Raw genomic sequence first — 16,139 nt, 5'->3', positions numbered from 1 at the left:
TCAACAAACCTAACTAATTAAAACTATTGAAAAATTTATGAATATACAGTTGCTTGGGGACGTTATGGCAGTTTTACGTTGGGCGCGATTATTCCATTTCATTCACATGAACGTAAGAGGGATTGGGAGCTAAGCCCCCAAAAATATTAAAACTCTCGCGACAGCGTCAGATACCCATTAAACCGTACGGAGCACTCATCAGCATTGATAAGGCCTGAAGCGATAAATACATTTTTTATACCCTTCTTGTTCTGATAGGTATATTTTGCTGTGACGTTTTTCACCTTATTTTCGTAGTAAGAGGAAAAGTATTGTGATTTAGATAAAGTCAACCCGTTGTTAAGTGCCTCATCTGCATTATGGTCTTCATATGCTATTTGTGTAGCGAAAAGGCGAGATACCGGAGAAATATCTAAAACCTCTACAACAGTCTTATCTCTATCTATCGATGAAGGCACGATGTTTAGTTCCTCTGTAAAGTGCTGAAATAATCCTGTTTCAATTGATGCCCAGATATTTGCACATGCTTTATCATCAGCATATGAGAGGGCGGGAAAAAACAGGGCAATATAGATGAGTTTGTTCATAGCATCATTCTACAATAAGAGTATGATCGTTACTGGTACCAATCTTAATTCGATAGTTGAGATCAAGAATGATGCAACCATTAGAGGCCCCTCCGGGGTCTGAGATACTGTCTCCATGGATTAGAAACCCTCCTCGTCCGCACATATGGTTAGAGGATTCTGGGGTAAGTCGCATAGTATATTTTTTTGCATGAGGATGAAAAAATGGGGCGCTTATGTGATATGTACCACGAGGAAGTGGTCCTTTGTCTGCTACACATTCTTTTGATGGATCGTTATAGAAACCTTTGGCACCAGCGTACCGGGCGGTAAAGGCATAAGATCCATTATGATAGAATCTGGCCGTTTTCACTTGGTAAACCCATGTCATTATGCCGCACCTCTCACTTTCCACGTATCGCTATGAATAATGTTCCCGTCGAAATAATGCCAGGTAATTTTTTCGTAACTCAGTGAGATATATTCAAGGTGAGTTTGCTTGTCAAATTGCGGATCCTTAATGTCCAACATGAATGAGTCAATGTCAGTAATCATGACATTTTCAAGGCTTGTTCTGAAATACTCCTCTTCCTGACCATTGTAGTTTATACGGTAGTGACGAAATTCTGCAGTTTTGAATTTGCTGCCTGATGTCACTCCCTTGTATAAATAGGGGGAAGCACTATCGATCTCTTTTCTAAAAGCCAGTTCGCCATGAAGTCTAGGTCCGGTTATTTTTCCAGTGAGATCATCAGTTGGAAGTTCTACAGTATGCATTAGCTCTAAAACTTCCACGCTGCCTTCACGGTCATGGATATCAACTGAACCTCTAATAAGTTTTCCGGCATCGTCAGTGAGCCAGAGATATACTGGTATAGCCATTTTCAACTCCTTATTGATAGACCGTTAGTAGTCTCGCTCTCAAGGAGTCATAAATACACAGAAAATTAATTACAATTCATGTACATATATTCAGTGTCGATAATTAACATGAGAATTATTTACGATTTGGATAAACCCTGATGATGACTGGTTTAGGCATCATCAGGGCTATGAGGGAAAATTTACGCAGCATAAATTATAATAGAGTGTTTATCCCCGCAATCAATCTCTCGAGACCCCGATCCAGCTTCTCCCTTGGGCAGCCCGCATTCATCCTGACAAACCCGCTCCCTTCGGGACCATAGGTATATCCCGGCATAATCGCCACTTTCTGCTGGTGGATAAGCACATCCTGCAACGCATGGTCGTCGAGATTAAGCGACCGCAGATCGATCCACGCCAGATAGCTGGCCTCAGGCGGCTGCCAGCGAAGCTGAGGAAACGCCTGATTCAGCTGGCTGGCGATGGTCGTCATATTACCCTGCAGGTAGGTGCGCAGCGCATCCAGCCAGGGCGCGCCCTCCCGGTAGGCGGCAATATGCGCGCAGAGCGAGAGCACCGCCGGGGAGGAGAGTCCGTCCCTGCCTTTAAGCGTTGAAAGATAGCGTTCCCGGCTTTGCGTATCGCTGATTATCCCATACGCCCCGGTCAGCGCCGGAATGTTGAAGCTTTTCGACCCGGATGTGAACAACGCCCACTCGCCTCGACCCACCTGGCACCAGGGAATATGTTTTGCCTCGCCCCACACCATATCCATATGGATCTCGTCGCTAATCACCCTGACGCCATGGCGTTCGCAGAGCCTGGACATCGCCTCCAGCTCTTCACGCGTCCACACTTTCCCTGTCGGATTATGCGGGCTGCACAGCAGTAGAATTTTGGTTTCCGTCAGGGCAAGTACGGCCTCCAGCGCTGTGAAGTCGCACTGCCAGCCGATAGCGGTTTTCTCCAGCGGCACGCCCAGAACGCGCCGCTGGTTACCTTCAATGGTTTTATAAAAGGCATCGTAGGCCGGAGTGTGAATGACCACGGCATCTCCCGGCGCAGACCACTGGCGAATCAGCTCGGAAGCCATGTAGATAACCGACGGGCCGTAGACGAGGGTCTCAGGATCGATCCCGGTGGCAAAGCGGGTAGCGTACCAGTGGCAGACCGCGCCAAGGAAATCCTCATTCTTCCAGCGGCTATAGCCCAGCACGCCATGCGCCAGTCGCTGCTGGATGGCGTCAATAATGCAGGGGGCGGTAGCGAAATCCATATCCGAAATGGTGAAGGGCAGCAGGTCGGCCACGCCAAACCGATCCGCTACGTAGTCCCATTGCGTACACCATGTTCCATGCCGGTCGATCGCCGTCGAAAAATCAAACATAGCCTTATCCTTTATGCCTGCACTGAGTTCATCAGGGCTTCCATCTCATCTTTCACCGACTGCACCTGAGGGCCAATCACGACCTGTAAATTGTGCTGGTTAAGCTGCACCACGCCGATGGCGCGATTGTCCTTCAGGGCCTGCACATCAACGCGAGACATATCGTTAACAGAGAGACGCAGGCGGGTGATGCAGTTGTCGAGGCTGACGATATTATCACTCCCGCCCAGCGCAGCGAGTATTGCCGGGACGTTATAGCCTGAACGTCCCAGCGCGCCTGCCATCGTCTTCTCGACGGAGCTGGCCGTTTCAATATCCCGGCCCGGCGTTTTTAAATTAAAATGCAGGATAGCGAAACGGAAGATAAGGTAGTACACCGCGAACCAGACGGCGGCGACCACTGGCACAAGGTACCACTTGGTTGCCAGACCGTGCAGAATGCCAAATACCACAAAATCAATCACGTTGCCGTCGGTGTTGCCGATAGTCACCCCAAGTACGGCCATCACCGTGAAGCCGAGGCCGGTGAGCAGGGCGTGAATGAGATAGAGCACCGGGGCGACAAACAGGAACAGAAACTCTAACGGCTCCGTGGTGCCGCCGACCACACAGGCGATCAGGCCGGAGATTAATAGCCCCTTAATTTTATGACGATTCTCAGGACGGGCGCAGTGATACATCGCCAGCGCTGCGCCGGGCAGGCCGCCAAGGAAAGCGGGCATTTTCCCTTGAGAGAGAAAACGCGTCGCGCTCTCTGAGAACCCGTGCGTGGTTGGACAGCTCAGCTGGGCCTGAAATATGGTCAGCGCACCGCTGACGCTATGGCCGCATACCTCCTGGGTGCCGCCTGCGTCCGTGAAGCGGATCAGCGCGACAAGGATATGCTGCAAGCCAAACGGCAGCAGCAGGCGTTCACCGGTGCCGAAGATCATTGGCCCAAAATCACCCGCACTGTTGATAATCTGCCCCAGCCCGCGAATGCCCATAGCAAATACGGGCCAGATGAGCGGGATAACAAGGCCGACCAGTCCCATCGCCACGGTGGTGACAATGGGAACGAAGCGGGTACCGCCAAAAAAGGCGAGTGCGTCCGGCAGTCTGATGGTATGAAAACGTTCATGCAGCAGCCAAACGATAACCCCGGCGATGACCGCCCCGAGGATGCCGGTATCGATAGACTGAATACCCAGCACGCTTTGAATGTTATACGCCTTTAGCAGAGCGGCATCGGTGCTCGGCAGGATGCCTTTGGCCGTCAGCCAGAAATTAACCGCCAGGTTCATTACCGCGTAGCCAACGAAGCCGGCAAAGGCGGCAATGCCTTTATTCTCGCGCGCCAGCCCCAGCGGAATGGCAATGCAGAACATTACAGGTAAGAAACTAAAGGCAAAGGAGCCGATTTTGCTCATCCAGATAAAGATAGCCTGCAGCACCGGATTGCCCAGCACTGGGATCAGCGTCATGACATCGCGACTGCTTAACGAACTGCCGATGCCGAGCATAATCCCGCAAAAAGAGAGCAGCGCGACGGGCAGCATAAAGGTTTTGCCCAGCTGCTGAAAAAATTCCCACAGCGTGATTTTCTGTACGGTTTTCGTCGTCATAAACGACTCCTTGTCGAAAAAGAGGTGCAGATGAGATTGTTGTGGGGATGAAAGATAAAACGTTTTACCTAATTTTTATGCGCTATAAATCACACAACTGAGCAATAAAAAAGCGTATAAAATAGTCCTATAGATAAAACGTTTTATCTACGCCAGTACCGGGGACTACTGTTTTTATGACCACTCTAAAAAAAATAACCATTAACGATGTCGCGGTGGCGGCGGGGGTTTCGGTTAGCACCGTTTCGCTGGTGCTTAGCGGGAAGGGACGTATCTCTACGGCGACTGGCGAGCGCGTCAACCAGGCAATCGAGCGGCTCGGCTTTGTTCGTAACCGCCAGGCGTCTGCTCTGCGCGGTGGGCAGAGCGGCGTAATTGGCCTGATTGTGCGTAACCTCTCTTCTCCATTTTATGCTGAACTCACGGCCGGACTGACGGAAGCGCTTGAAGCCCAGGGGCGGATGGTATTTCTTCTGCACGGTGGCGACGGCGGGGAGCAACTTCTTCAGCGTTTTAACACCCTGCTGGCACAAGGGGTAGATGGCGTCGTGATAGCCGGAGGCGCAGGGGTAAGCGGTGAACTTCAGGCTTATGCCGCAGAGCAGAGCACGCCATTGGTGTTTGCCTCCCGCGCCAGCTACCTTGACGATGCCGACTGTGTCAGGCCGGACAATATGCAGGCGGCCCAGATGCTCACCGAGTATCTGATTCAGCGTGGCCATCAGCGTATTGCCTGGCTGGGGGGCAACAGCGCCTCGCTAACGCGGGCGGAGAGAGTAGGCGGCTATTGTGCCACCCTGTTGAAATATGGTTTACCCTTTCACAGCGAATGGGTCGTTGAATGCGATACCAGTCAGAAGCAGAGCGCGGAAGCGGTTGCCGCGCTGCTACGGCGTAATCCCACCATCAGCGCGGTAGTGTGTTACAACGATGTTATTGCCCGTGGGGCCTGGTTTGGTTTGATGCGGGCGGGACGACAGAGCGGTGAGGCAGGGATGGATAGCTACTTTGAGCAGCAGGTGACCCTTGCCGCCTTTGCAGATGTCACTGAGAGCGCGCTAGATGAACTGCCGATTATCTGGGTAACGACGCCCGCAAGGGAGATAGGCTATACCCTGGCGGAAAGGATCATGCAGCGTATTGCGAAGGAAGATAGCCCGGCCCGCAGCCAAACGTTGCATGCCCGGTTAATCGTCAAAAAATAGCCCCTCCGGAGAGGGGCTGGCAGATTACTGCTGAGGCACTGCTGCTGGAGGCGTCGCTTCCGGCACGGCCTGCGGGGCTGGCACTGGAGCCGGTGCTGGCGCTGGTACTGGTTCGGCTTGTGGAACCCCCAGCTCAGGCATACCAAACATGCCGACAAACTCGTCGAGGCTCATTTTCTGCCCGTTAAGGACAATCTGGCCGTTGGCGTACTGCAGGCTGGTGCTAATGTTGTTATCCGCTACCGTGGTGATGCGGAACATCTGGCCCATCGCCGCCAGGCCTTTCACCTGCTGGTTTGCCAGCTTTTCAGCATCCGCCTGCTGGTAGCCCTGTAGCTTAGCTACCTGAGTCATAAACTCGGTTGCCATATCCATTGGGATAGTCAGCTTACTCTCCAGCGACTTCACGCTGCGATCGACCTCCTGCGCCAGGGTTTGTGGTGCAGGAGCGGCAGGGGTAGCTGCCGGATCCTTCATAAACAGCGACAGGTTAAACGTCGTTTCGCCCTTGCTGTTTTTCCAGCTCAGAGGAGCAACGGTGATCACCGGCTCGCCTTTTAACAGTATTGGCAGCGCGCCGAAGAACGCCTCGGTGGATTTTTGCTGATAGATGGCCGGATCTTTCATCACCTCCGGCTGAGAGAGCAGGGCCTGGTTTTGCGCATTGTACTGCTGGCGGAACTGATGCCACGCCTGGCCGTCAATCTGGCCGATTTTCATCGTCAGCTTGCCGCTGCCCATATCCTGGTTCTGCACCTTCACGCTGTTGACCGTGTAGTCGATCTGGCTATTGATATTTTTGCCGTCGTTGACGAGATCGTTTTTGATAGCCAGGTCCGTACCTTCCATCACCGCGATCTCTTTGTTTTCCACGGCGATAGCCAGCTTCTCAACGCTCAGCTTCTGGTTGCCCAGATGCTCATCAAACTGCGCGCGCTTACTGTCACCGTCGGTTTTCAGATTGTTGAAGGTGACCTGAACATGCTGACCATATTCGTTAACGGTATTGACCAGTCCGCTCTGGGCCTCGCCCTTCAGGGAGATAGCGTTGCCGTCTTTATCGGCATCAAGCTGGAACTCACCGCCGCTGAAGGCGACTTTTTCACCCTCGTTCTCATAGCTCAACGGTTTAAACTGAATGTGGGAACCGGTATCACCGCCGTAGCCAATGCGGGTATTGACCTCAACCGGCGACTCACCTTTGGCCATATCGAACAGCGGCTTAGAGACATCGTTATTAACCAGCGTGGTTTTAACGGATGCCATGGCCGGGATCAGGTTAAAGGATTTAAGCTGGGCAAACGGGAACGGACCGTGATCCACCGTCTCGTTCAGCACCACGCTCTGACCAGGCTTCAGCCAGGCGTTCTCGCCACCTTCGACCGGTTTGACCAGCAGCTGCAGATGGCTTTTAAAGATGCCACGCTCGTAGTTCTGCGAGGCCACTTCCAGGTTTGCTCCCGGCGCGCTGCGCTTAAGCTCGGCGTTGGCCTGCCCAATCATGTCGGCAAGGTGTTTTTCCAGCTGTTTACCCGTGTACCAGGCGGTTCCCGTCCAGACGACGCCCAGTGCAACAATAATGCCCGCAGCGACAAGCGTTTTCTTCATAGCGATTATCCCTAAAAATGAAACCAGGCGGAAAAGGCCGCCTGGAGAGTCGTAAGGTCTTGCTAAGCTTAGCAATAAGGTGCAAAAAGGTCAGTACTTAGTTCACTTTATTGTACACACGGGCCAGGCGGCCAACGCCGCTTGCTTCCACCGGAGATTCCCCGGCGCTGATAAAGGCTGACTCGCCCGGCTTGAGCACCAGCCGCTGTTCGCCCTTGCTCAATACGGCCTCTCCCTCGACACAGAAGAGGATCGCCGCGCTCTGCTGGGCAAGCATTGAGACCTGCGTAGAAAGTTCATGCAGGGAGAAGGCAAAGTCGGCAACCGGAATAGGAAAATCCAGCTCCGCACCGTGTTGCTCGGGCGTGGTCAACAGATCTGCGGCTGGCTTCGGCACAAATTTAACGTTGGCAACCAGCTCGGGAATGTCGATGTATTTTGGCGTCAGGCCCGCGCGCAGAACGTTATCAGAGTTAGCCATCACCTCTAGCGCCACGCCTTTAAGGTAGGCGTGCGGCGTCTCAGCGAACAGGAACATCGCCTCGCCTGGGTTAAGCTTGACCACGTTAAGCAGCAGCGGCGAGAAGAGACCGCTGTCGTCCGGGTAGAACTCAGAGATAAAGCGGATCGTCTCCCACGGCTCCCCCTGCTGGCTGGCCAGGGTGGCCTTCAGTACCGCCAGCGCGTGTGATTTTTCTTCACCCTGCATATTGAGCAGGCTGGCAAAGAGGTGGCTTAAGCTGTCGGCATCCGGCTGCGCCAGGAAGTGGGCGATAGCCTGATGCGCGCCCGCTACCGGTTGTAGCAGGGAGATGATATCGCTAAATTCGCGAAAGGCGTTCATTGCCAGGAACGGCGTCAGGGCAAATACCAGCTCAGGCTTATGGTTAGGATCTTTATAGTTGCGCTCGGCCGCATCCAGCGGAATGCCTGCCGCGTTCTCTTTGGCAAAGCCGATTTCCGAGGCCTGCTTGTTAGGGTGAACCTGAATAGAGAGCGGCTGGTCGGCGCACAGCACTTTAAACAGGAAGGGCAGTTCGCCGAAGCGGTCTGCTACCGCCTGGCCCAGCAAAGCCGTTTTATCCTGTTCAATGACCTCTCGCAGCGACTGCGGCTGGCCAGATGCATTATCGACTTTTGAGCTGCTCTTCGGGTGCGCCCCCATCCACAGCTCTGCCATCGGCAGTCCGTCGGGGTTGGCGATCCCATAGAGTTCCGTTAACGCACTTTTACTTCCCCAGGCATAGTTCTGCACTGAGTTGATGAGTTTTTGCATTATCAAGCCCTGTATTACGTTGAGGATTATGTGGCTATTAAACCAATAAACCCATGGTAAGTAATTACCTGACTTAAAAAGTCGTCCTTATCTCAGTTTTTGTTAAAAAATTGTGTAGGATAAGCAGACTCGCTTTTTAGCAGGGCAACGGAACGTTTGCCCAGACAATAACCAGACCGGGCAGTAAGTGAGAGAATAATGTCGACAAAACCTTTTCACTATCAGGATCCTTTCCCCCTCAAAAAGGATGAAACCGAATACTATCTGCTTACCCGTGATCACGTCTCCGTAGCGGAGTTTGACGGTCATGAGATCCTTAAGGTTGAACCCCAGGCGCTGACCCTGCTGGCGCAGCAGGCGTTTCACGATGCGTCGTTTATGCTGCGTCCTGCGCACCAGCAGCAGGTGGCAGATATTCTCGCCGATCCCGAGGCCAGTGAGAACGATCGCTACGTGGCGCTGCAATTTTTACGCAACTCTGACATCGCAGCGAAGGGCATCCTGCCCACTTGTCAGGATACCGGCACCGCTATCATCAGCGGCAAGAAGGGACAACGCGTCTGGACCGGCGGCGGTGATGAAGCCGCTCTGGCACGCGGCGTCTACAACACCTATATCGAAGATAACCTGCGCTATTCGCAAAACGCGGCGCTGGATATGTACCGTGAGGTCAACACCGGTACCAACCTGCCGGCACAGATCGATCTCTACAGCGTGGACGGCGATGAGTATAAGTTTCTCTGCATTGCCAAAGGCGGCGGCTCGGCCAATAAAACCTATCTCTATCAGGAGACCAAGGCGCTGTTGACCCCAGGCAAGCTGAAGGATTACCTGGTCGACAAGATGCGCACCCTGGGTACGGCGGCGTGTCCGCCATACCATATTGCCTTTGTCATCGGTGGAACCTCGGCGGAAGCGACCCTGAAAACGGTCAAGCTCGCCTCAACCAAGTATTACGATGGCCTGCCTACCGAAGGTAACGAACACGGCCAGGCGTTTCGCGACGTGGCCCTGGAGAACGAGCTGCTGCGTGCTGCGCAGGATCTCGGCCTCGGGGCGCAGTTTGGCGGCAAATACTTTGCTCACGACGTGCGGGTGATCCGTCTGCCGCGCCACGGCGCATCCTGCCCGGTGGGCATGGGCGTCTCCTGCTCGGCGGACCGCAATATCAAAGCCAAAATCAACCGCGACGGGATCTGGATTGAGAAGCTGGAGCAGAATCCGGGCAAATACATTCCTGAATCGCTGCGCCAGGCGGGCGAGGGCGAAGCGGTGCGTATCGATCTCAACCGTCCGATGCGTGACATCTTACAGCAGCTCTCGCAGTATCCAGTGTCGACCCGTCTGTCCCTGAGCGGCACCATTATCGTCGCCCGCGACATCGCCCACGCCAAGCTGAAAGAGCGTATGGACCGTGGCGAAGGCCTGCCGCAGTACGTCAAAGATCATCCGATCTACTACGCCGGACCGGCGAAAACCCCCGAAGGCTATGCCTCCGGCTCTCTTGGGCCGACAACGGCAGGGCGGATGGACTCCTACGTCGATCAGCTCCAGTCTGAAGGCGGAAGTATGATCATGTTGGCGAAGGGCAACCGCAGCCAGCAGGTGACCGATGCCTGCCACAAGCACGGCGGTTTCTATCTCGGCAGCATTGGCGGCCCGGCGGCGGTGCTGGCCCAGGGCAGTATCCGCAGCCTGGAGTGCGTCGAGTACCCGGAGCTGGGTATGGAAGCCATCTGGAAAATTGAAGTAGTCGATTTCCCGGCCTTTATCCTGGTTGATGATAAGGGCAACGACTTCTTCCAGCAGATCCACGCGTCGGCCTGCGCCCGCTGCGTGAAATAAATCTGGACCGCCCGAAAGGGCGGTTTTTTTTACCGCTGGCGTTTGAAAATCATCAATACTAATAACTCTTTGGGCAGGTGAGCAGTGCTGTAACCCACATCGCAACGTATTCAAGGAGCGTATATGACTTCGCATCGCAGTGAGAAAGATTCGATGGGCGCAATCGACGTCCCGGCAGACAAGCTCTGGGGCGCGCAAACCCAGCGATCGCTCGAGCATTTTCGTATCTCGACCGAGAAAATGCCGGTCTCGCTACTCCGTGCGCTGGCCTTAACCAAGCGGGCGGCGGCTAAGGTTAATCAGGATCTGGGCCTGCTGGCTACCGAGAAAGCGCAGGCCATCATCAGCGCAGCGGATGAGGTGCTCAACGGCGATCATCCGGATGAGTTCCCGCTGGCGATCTGGCAGACCGGCTCCGGCACCCAAAGCAATATGAACATGAACGAGGTGCTGGCGAACCGCGCCAGCGAGCTGCTGGGCGGTGAACGGGGGATGGCGCGTAAGGTGCATCCCAACGACGACGTTAACAAAAGCCAAAGCTCCAACGATGTCTTTCCTACAGCCATGCACGTGGCGTCAGTTATCGCCGTGCGGGAGGATCTCATTCCCTCTCTGCTGGAGCTTACCCGCACTCTTGCGCAAAAATCCCGCGCCTACGCCGACATCGTAAAAATAGGCCGTACCCATCTGCAGGACGCTACGCCCCTGACCCTCGGCCAGGAGATCTCTGGCTGGGTGGCTATGCTGGAGCATAACCTCAAGCATATCGAAAATAGCCTGCCGCATCTGTCGGAGCTTGCCCTTGGCGGAACGGCGGTGGGCACCGGCCTGAATACCCACCCGGAATATGCTCACCGCGTGGCTGACGAGCTGGCGGCCATCACCGGTCAGGGGTTTATCACTGCGCCGAATAAGTTTGAAGCACTGGCAACCTGTGACGCACTGGTGCACGCCCACGGCGCGCTGAAGGGACTGGCGGCCTCGCTGATGAAGATCGCCAACGATGTACGCTGGCTGGCCTCCGGCCCGCGCTGCGGCATTGGTGAAATCACCATTCCAGAAAACGAGCCGGGAAGCTCCATTATGCCGGGCAAGGTTAACCCGACCCAATGCGAGGCCCTGACCATGCTCTGCTGTCAGGTGATGGGTAACGATGTGGCGATCAACATGGGCGGTGCCTCGGGCAACTTTGAGTTGAACGTCTTCCGTCCGATGATTATTCACAACTTCCTGCAATCGGTTCGGCTGCTGGCAGACGGAATGGAGAGCTTCAACGAGCACTGTGCCATCGGCATTGAACCGAACAGATCGCGTATCGATCAGCTTCTCAACGAGTCGCTGATGCTGGTGACGGCCCTGAACACGCACATTGGCTATGACAAAGCCGCCGAAATCGCCAAGAAAGCGCATAAAGAGGGGCTGACTCTGAAGGACTCGGCGCTGGCGCTGGGCTACCTGACAGAGGAGCAGTTTGACACATGGGTACGTCCGGAGACCATGGTAGGCAGCATGCCATCCGGCAGCTAATTACCCGTTAGTTTGCAACGTAGAGGTGCAGCCGGGGAATAATTAACGTCAGCGGCTGCGCCTCTGGCTTATAGCGATGCTGAACGTTGTCAGCATCGTAGTTCAATAGCTCGCCAATGTCGGGCACCCGGCCACCGCTCTCCTCAGCGATTAGCGCAATAATCGGCGTTGGGCAGGCGTGTTGCACCTGCTTTTGCGAGCCAGCGTACCAGACACGGGCAATGGGCTGCACCTTAACCGGACGTTTGATCTTCAGCCGGGCCTTCTGCGGCAGGGCGGCAATATCGTTGTACTCCTGCTCCAGCCGGGCCTGCCACTGCTCCCGTGTCCAGCCGCCTACCGCGCGCGGCGCTTTTAAACTCTTCTCCAGCTGAGCCAGCACCTCATCGCGGGTGAAATTCTTGATGATATGTTTGTTTGCCCAGCCAAAGCGGAGGGTCGCCGGATCGCGCAGAGCGGTAAGCGTCCGGTAGGCATTCAGGGTAATCAAACCCGGCAGATGGTGATGCACCCAGTCAAAGCGGGCCGCGGAAGGCAGGCCAGATTCGACGGTCACAATATGCTCAAAGGTCGTTTTCAGGCTGTTAATTAGCCCAATGCGCGCCTCCAGACTGTCGCGCGTCGCCAGCGTGGTCTGGTAGCAGAGCACGCCTGGCAGGCGAACTGCCGCCTTGCTGCTGCGGTTCTCCGACTGCTGCTGGATGAAAAGGTGAGAGAAGTGGTGCAGGGCGTGCTCGGCAGCACGCTTGCCGACGTGCTGCTTGACCTGAATAGTGGTCAGCGGCTCATGCTCGGCCTCTTTGGTCACTTCCGGCAGCTCAAATACGCGTCCGGCCAGCAGCCGACATTCGCTCAGCTCGCTCTTTAGCTCCGCAAGCTCGCGCTCAATCTGGCGGAAGGTACTATTTAAACGCTCGATCAGGTCGTAGCTGGCCATGATTCACCTCATTAGTTACAACATGCTTTTAATTTTAGCACAAATCCAGACATCAGGCTACGGTGCTGAAATGGCACGTGGTCTTGTAGGCAGGATAAGGCGTAGCCGCCATCCGGCGTTTTTACGTCAAGATCGGCCAGCGAAAGGTAAAGCGTGCCCCGCCTGATTCACCGGCATCACACACCACCTCTCCGCCCATGGCCTGCGCGATAGAACGTACAATCGCCAATCCCAGGCCGCAGCCGCCGGTGGCGCGATCCCGGCTCGGGTCGAGCCGGACGAAAGGTTCAAATATGCGTTCCCGCGCCTCCGGCTCAATGCCAGGACCGTCATCTTCCACTATCAGACATGCCTGTTTACCTTCATGCAGCAGGGCAATCCGCACGGTGCTGTCACAATAGCGCAGGGCATTATTGACCAGGTTATCAACAACGCGCTCCATCAGCCGCATATCCAGCGCGCCGTAGTCACCTTCAGCGTCAGCTTCCAGCATCAGCGTACGGGCAGGCGTGATGCTCTGCACATCATCTATGTAGCTCGCGACCCAGCGGGGCAGATCTGGCTGGGAGAGCTGCAGCTCGTTTTGCGGACGGTCGAGGCGGGCGTAGGTCAGCAGCTCCTCAATGAGCGCCTCCAGCTGTCCAATGTCACGGTTAAGCGCCAGCCGCTCGGCCTCGGTTAAATTATCACTCATCTCAAGCCGGTAGCGCAGGCGTACCAGCGGCGTACGCAGCTCGTGAGCAATGCCGTCGATCAGCTGCTTTTTGCTGGCAATCAGGGCATTAATATTGTCCGCCATCTGGTTAAACGCGACGCCAAGGCGTTCAAAGCTCGAGCCGTTGGCAAAATGGATCCGTTCATTCAGGTGCCCGCTACCAAAACGTTGGGCGGCGGACTCCAGCCGGAGCATCTCCTGCCAGTGGGGGCGCATCCAGATAAAGACCGGGAAGGCGAGAGAGATTGCAATAAACACCATCAGGATGATGTCAAACAGACGCATCTCATGCAGATAGAAGAGATAGGGGATCGGCCCTACAGCCAGTACGTAGTGGCTGCGGGGAATACGTTGAATAAACGTATACTCCTCGTCCAGCGCCACAATATCTCCCTCACGCAGACGCTGGGTGGTGGCTGCACTGAGGTGAAACTTATTCAGCGGCTCGATGCGCATATCAAAGGAGAGGTTGAGATCCATCTCCTTAAGCGTTTTGCTCCACTCGTGGGGCGGGATCTCCCGTAGCTCGCTCCTGATCAGGTAGAGGGAGCTTTTCATCAGATCGTCCAGCGACTGTCTGCCTGCGCGTTCGGCGGTGAATTTGTAAACCAGACCGACCAGCATCGTCATCACCAGAAAGCAGACGAACAGCAGCAGGTAGAACTGGACGAATAGCTTCTTCATTGCGGGTTGTCCCATGCGTGCGGGGCAAACAGATAGCCCTTGTTACGCACGGTCTTGATCCGGTATGGCTCGGTGGCGCTATCCAGCAGCTTTTTGCGCAGGCGCGAGATGGCCACATCAACGCTGCGATCCAGCCCGTCGTAGCTTACTCCGCGCAGGTTTTTCAGCAGCGCATCGCGATCCATAATCTGCCCGGCGTGGGTTGCCAGCTCCCAGAGCAGGTCAAAATCGGCGGTGGAGAGGGTTACCGGCTCGTTGGCTAACAGCACTTGGCGGTTGACAGGGTCGATAGATAAAGTGCCAAAGCGCAGCGCGTTGTGTGGAGTCAGCGATGCGGCCGCAGGGCGGGTAGCACTGCTGCTCTGGCGCAAATGGAGGCGCAGGCGAGCCAGCAGCACGGCAGGCGGGGTAGTTTTGAGTATGTAGTCGCTGGCTCCCATCTCAAGAGAGAGAATGTGGTTCATATCGCTATCAAGGGAGGTCAGGAGCACTATAGGGCCTTGCCACTGGCCGCGTAGATCGCGACAGAGCGTCATACCATCTTTTCCGGGGAGCATAATATCAAGCAGCACCAGCTCAGGGTTTACGCGCAGGATCGTCTCTTCGGCGCGATCGCCACGCGTCTCCAGCACAACCTCGATATCGTGCCTGCCGAGATAGGCGGCAATCAGCGCACCCACTTCCGGGTCGTCTTCTACAAAAACGATCTTGTTCATAGGTCATCATAAGGGGCAAAAACGCCAACATACACCGCCTTGCCGGTTGCTTCCATTAATCTTTCATAAACGGCAGCGCTTCCGTTATGCTGGTCGCTTCAATTTATAAAGAGTCAGGGATAAATCATGGGGTTAGTGGTTAAAGCGGCGATTGGCGCACTGGTGGTTTTGCTGATTGGCGTGTTAGCAAAAACAAAAAATTACTATATTGCCGGGCTGATCCCGCTGTTTCCCACCTTTGCGCTGATAGCGCACTATATCGTTGCTTCCGAGCGCGGAATCGAGGCGCTGCGCACTACCATTATCTTTGGCATGTGGGCGATCATTCCCTACTTCTTATATCTGCTGTCGCTCTGGTACTTCACCGCCTCTATGCGGCTGCCACTGGCGCTGGGTGCGGCGGTACTCTGCTGGAGCCTCAGCGCCTGGCTGCTTATCTTCTGCTGGAGCCGCTTTCACTAGCGTAGCGGGCGACCGCCGTCGAGGGCAAAGCTGCGGCCGGTCACGAACCGGCTGGTAAACAGGTAGTCGATGAGGTCGATTACCTCTTTCTCACCCGGCGCGATTTTCATTAGCGATTTGTTCAGGGCTTTCTGCCGATATTCGGCATCGTCCCCTTCGTTGAACAGGATCAGCGAGGGGGCGATGGCGTTCACTTTAATTTCCGGGGCCAGTTTGCGGGCAAAGGAGCGGGTCATGTTATCCAGCGCCGCCTTGCTGGCCGCATAGGCGATGTGCTTATCGCTGCCGCGCTCAACCACATAGTCGGTGAAGTGGATAATGTCTCCCCCGGCGTGGCCGTGGCCACGCAGCAGGCTTTCAAGAGCATGGTTCAGCAGATAGGGGGCGTGAACGTGGATCTGCATCATTGCGCAGAGCACTTCGGTGATAGGCGTCCCTGGCTTCTCTGGCACCCAGGATCCGGCATTATGGATAATGCCTCGCAGTCCGCGCGTGATGGATTTCACCTGCTCGGCAAAGGCGAGGATACCCTCATCGTGACAGAAATCCGCCTGAATGCAGACTGCGCCGGCCTCCTGTAAAACGTCAATCGCCGGGTAGGGCGTGCGGTAGCTCACGATAACCGGCTGCTGCTGGTTGAGAAAATGGTGGGCAATGGCTAGGCCAATACGGCGGCCGCCGCCGGTGATCAGAATCGGGCAGGGGTCGTTTTTTCCCATCGTAATCTCCTTGGTTTACAGCGT

15 protein-coding genes are annotated in these 16,139 nt (G+C 55.1%); 4 read left to right on the top strand and 11 right to left on the bottom strand.

The genetic code is table 11. The annotated features are described in order from the left end of the window. Window positions 1–146: 146 nt before the first annotated feature. The 5 genes from RTN40_RS10280 to malX form a co-directional block, all read right to left on the bottom strand. Entirely contained in the window at window positions 147–587 is a 441-nt protein-coding gene (locus RTN40_RS10280; RefSeq protein WP_312228370.1) for a Shiga toxin A subunit, read from the bottom strand. 4 nt (window positions 588–591) lie between these two features. After that, window positions 592–957 (bottom strand): tlde1 domain-containing protein, encoded by a 366-nt coding sequence (locus RTN40_RS10275; protein ID WP_312228369.1) that lies wholly within the window; start codon window positions 955–957, stop codon window positions 592–594. Beyond that, a complete protein-coding gene (gene tssD / locus RTN40_RS10270; RefSeq protein WP_312228368.1) occupies window positions 957–1,448 on the bottom strand; it encodes a type VI secretion system tube protein TssD in 492 nt (163 codons plus the stop codon). The genes RTN40_RS10275 and tssD overlap by 1 nt, the downstream gene beginning before the upstream one ends. Window positions 1,449–1,644: 196 nt before the next feature. Further along, complete coding sequence (locus RTN40_RS10265) at window positions 1,645–2,817, bottom strand: MalY/PatB family protein (protein WP_312228367.1); 1,173 nt, start codon at window positions 2,815–2,817, stop codon at window positions 1,645–1,647. A gap of 11 nt (window positions 2,818–2,828) precedes the next feature. Next, window positions 2,829–4,421 carry a maltose/glucose-specific PTS transporter subunit IIBC gene (gene malX, locus RTN40_RS10260; RefSeq protein ID WP_312228366.1) on the bottom strand — a complete coding sequence of 531 codons (1,593 nt, stop codon included), beginning with the start codon at window positions 4,419–4,421 and terminating at the stop codon, window positions 2,829–2,831. A 176-nt stretch (window positions 4,422–4,597) separates the two neighbouring features. Here malX and RTN40_RS10255 point away from each other — a divergent pair, with 176 nt between their 5' ends. Further along, the gene (locus RTN40_RS10255) at window positions 4,598–5,626 is read left to right on the top strand and encodes a Mal regulon transcriptional regulator MalI (RefSeq protein WP_312228365.1); all 1,029 of its coding nucleotides are present in this window, start codon (window positions 4,598–4,600) and stop codon (window positions 5,624–5,626) included. A 24-nt stretch (window positions 5,627–5,650) separates the two neighbouring features. On the opposite strand, the gene RTN40_RS10250 is transcribed toward RTN40_RS10255, so the two are convergent. Together RTN40_RS10250 and manA are read right to left on the bottom strand one after the other, a co-directional pair. Next, complete coding sequence (locus RTN40_RS10250) at window positions 5,651–7,234, bottom strand: YdgA family protein (RefSeq protein WP_312228364.1); 1,584 nt, start codon at window positions 7,232–7,234, stop codon at window positions 5,651–5,653. 97 nt (window positions 7,235–7,331) lie between these two features. After that, complete coding sequence (manA, locus tag RTN40_RS10245) at window positions 7,332–8,510, bottom strand: mannose-6-phosphate isomerase (protein WP_312228363.1); 1,179 nt, start codon at window positions 8,508–8,510, stop codon at window positions 7,332–7,334. A gap of 198 nt (window positions 8,511–8,708) precedes the next feature. Between manA and fumA the strand changes: the two genes are divergently transcribed. Beyond that, complete coding sequence (gene fumA / locus RTN40_RS10240; RefSeq protein WP_312228362.1) at window positions 8,709–10,355, top strand: class I fumarate hydratase FumA; 1,647 nt, start codon at window positions 8,709–8,711, stop codon at window positions 10,353–10,355. 123 nt (window positions 10,356–10,478) lie between these two features. Then, window positions 10,479–11,882 (top strand): class II fumarate hydratase, encoded by a 1,404-nt coding sequence (gene fumC / locus RTN40_RS10235; protein WP_312228361.1) that lies wholly within the window; start codon window positions 10,479–10,481, stop codon window positions 11,880–11,882. A 7-nt stretch (window positions 11,883–11,889) separates the two neighbouring features. Here the strand turns inward: fumC and tus are convergent, their stop codons facing one another. The 3 genes from tus to rstA form a co-directional block, all read right to left on the bottom strand. Then, on the bottom strand, window positions 11,890–12,819 hold the full coding sequence (tus, locus tag RTN40_RS10230; protein WP_312228360.1) for a DNA replication terminus site-binding protein: 930 nt from the start codon (window positions 12,817–12,819) through the stop codon (window positions 11,890–11,892). A 121-nt stretch (window positions 12,820–12,940) separates the two neighbouring features. After that, complete coding sequence (gene rstB / locus RTN40_RS10225) at window positions 12,941–14,218, bottom strand: two-component system sensor histidine kinase RstB (protein WP_312228359.1); 1,278 nt, start codon at window positions 14,216–14,218, stop codon at window positions 12,941–12,943. Further along, window positions 14,215–14,934, bottom strand: a complete 720-nt coding sequence (gene rstA, locus RTN40_RS10220; RefSeq protein ID WP_312228358.1) for a two-component system response regulator RstA — start codon at window positions 14,932–14,934, stop codon at window positions 14,215–14,217. Before rstA ends, rstB begins: the two co-directional genes overlap by 4 nt. A 126-nt stretch (window positions 14,935–15,060) precedes the next feature. Here rstA and RTN40_RS10215 point away from each other — a divergent pair, with 126 nt between their 5' ends. After that, complete coding sequence (locus RTN40_RS10215) at window positions 15,061–15,396, top strand: GlpM family protein (protein WP_312228357.1); 336 nt, start codon at window positions 15,061–15,063, stop codon at window positions 15,394–15,396. Here the strand turns inward: RTN40_RS10215 and folM are convergent. Next, complete coding sequence (gene folM, locus RTN40_RS10210; protein ID WP_312228356.1) at window positions 15,393–16,115, bottom strand: dihydromonapterin reductase; 723 nt, start codon at window positions 16,113–16,115, stop codon at window positions 15,393–15,395. The two genes, RTN40_RS10215 and folM, sit on opposite strands and share 4 nt — an antisense overlap. Between the last annotated feature and the right edge of the window lie 24 nt (window positions 16,116–16,139).

The organism is Pseudescherichia sp., assembly GCF_031987975.1.
Classification (GTDB): domain Bacteria; phylum Pseudomonadota; class Gammaproteobacteria; order Enterobacterales; family Enterobacteriaceae; genus Pseudescherichia.
This window is presented reverse-complemented; position numbering and strand designations above follow the sequence as displayed.

Coding starts and splice junctions, on each gene's coding strand:
- RTN40_RS10255 (WP_312228365.1), top strand. CDS start 4,598: ATGACCACTCTAAAAAAAATAACCATTAACGATGTCGCGGTGGCGGCG.
- rstA (WP_312228358.1), bottom strand. CDS start 14,934: ATGAACAAGATCGTTTTTGTAGAAGACGACCCGGAAGTGGGTGCGCTG.
- RTN40_RS10280 (WP_312228370.1), bottom strand. CDS start 587: ATGAACAAACTCATCTATATTGCCCTGTTTTTTCCCGCCCTCTCATAT.
- fumA (WP_312228362.1), top strand. CDS start 8,709: ATGTCGACAAAACCTTTTCACTATCAGGATCCTTTCCCCCTCAAAAAG.
- manA (WP_312228363.1), bottom strand. CDS start 8,510: ATGCAAAAACTCATCAACTCAGTGCAGAACTATGCCTGGGGAAGTAAA.
- RTN40_RS10275 (WP_312228369.1), bottom strand. CDS start 957: ATGACATGGGTTTACCAAGTGAAAACGGCCAGATTCTATCATAATGGA.
- tssD (WP_312228368.1), bottom strand. CDS start 1,448: ATGGCTATACCAGTATATCTCTGGCTCACTGACGATGCCGGAAAACTT.
- RTN40_RS10265 (WP_312228367.1), bottom strand. CDS start 2,817: ATGTTTGATTTTTCGACGGCGATCGACCGGCATGGAACATGGTGTACG.
- tus (WP_312228360.1), bottom strand. CDS start 12,819: ATGGCCAGCTACGACCTGATCGAGCGTTTAAATAGTACCTTCCGCCAG.
- rstB (WP_312228359.1), bottom strand. CDS start 14,218: ATGAAGAAGCTATTCGTCCAGTTCTACCTGCTGCTGTTCGTCTGCTTT.
- fumC (WP_312228361.1), top strand. CDS start 10,479: ATGACTTCGCATCGCAGTGAGAAAGATTCGATGGGCGCAATCGACGTC.
- RTN40_RS10250 (WP_312228364.1), bottom strand. CDS start 7,234: ATGAAGAAAACGCTTGTCGCTGCGGGCATTATTGTTGCACTGGGCGTC.
- malX (WP_312228366.1), bottom strand. CDS start 4,421: ATGACGACGAAAACCGTACAGAAAATCACGCTGTGGGAATTTTTTCAG.
- folM (WP_312228356.1), bottom strand. CDS start 16,115: ATGGGAAAAAACGACCCCTGCCCGATTCTGATCACCGGCGGCGGCCGC.
- RTN40_RS10215 (WP_312228357.1), top strand. CDS start 15,061: ATGGGGTTAGTGGTTAAAGCGGCGATTGGCGCACTGGTGGTTTTGCTG.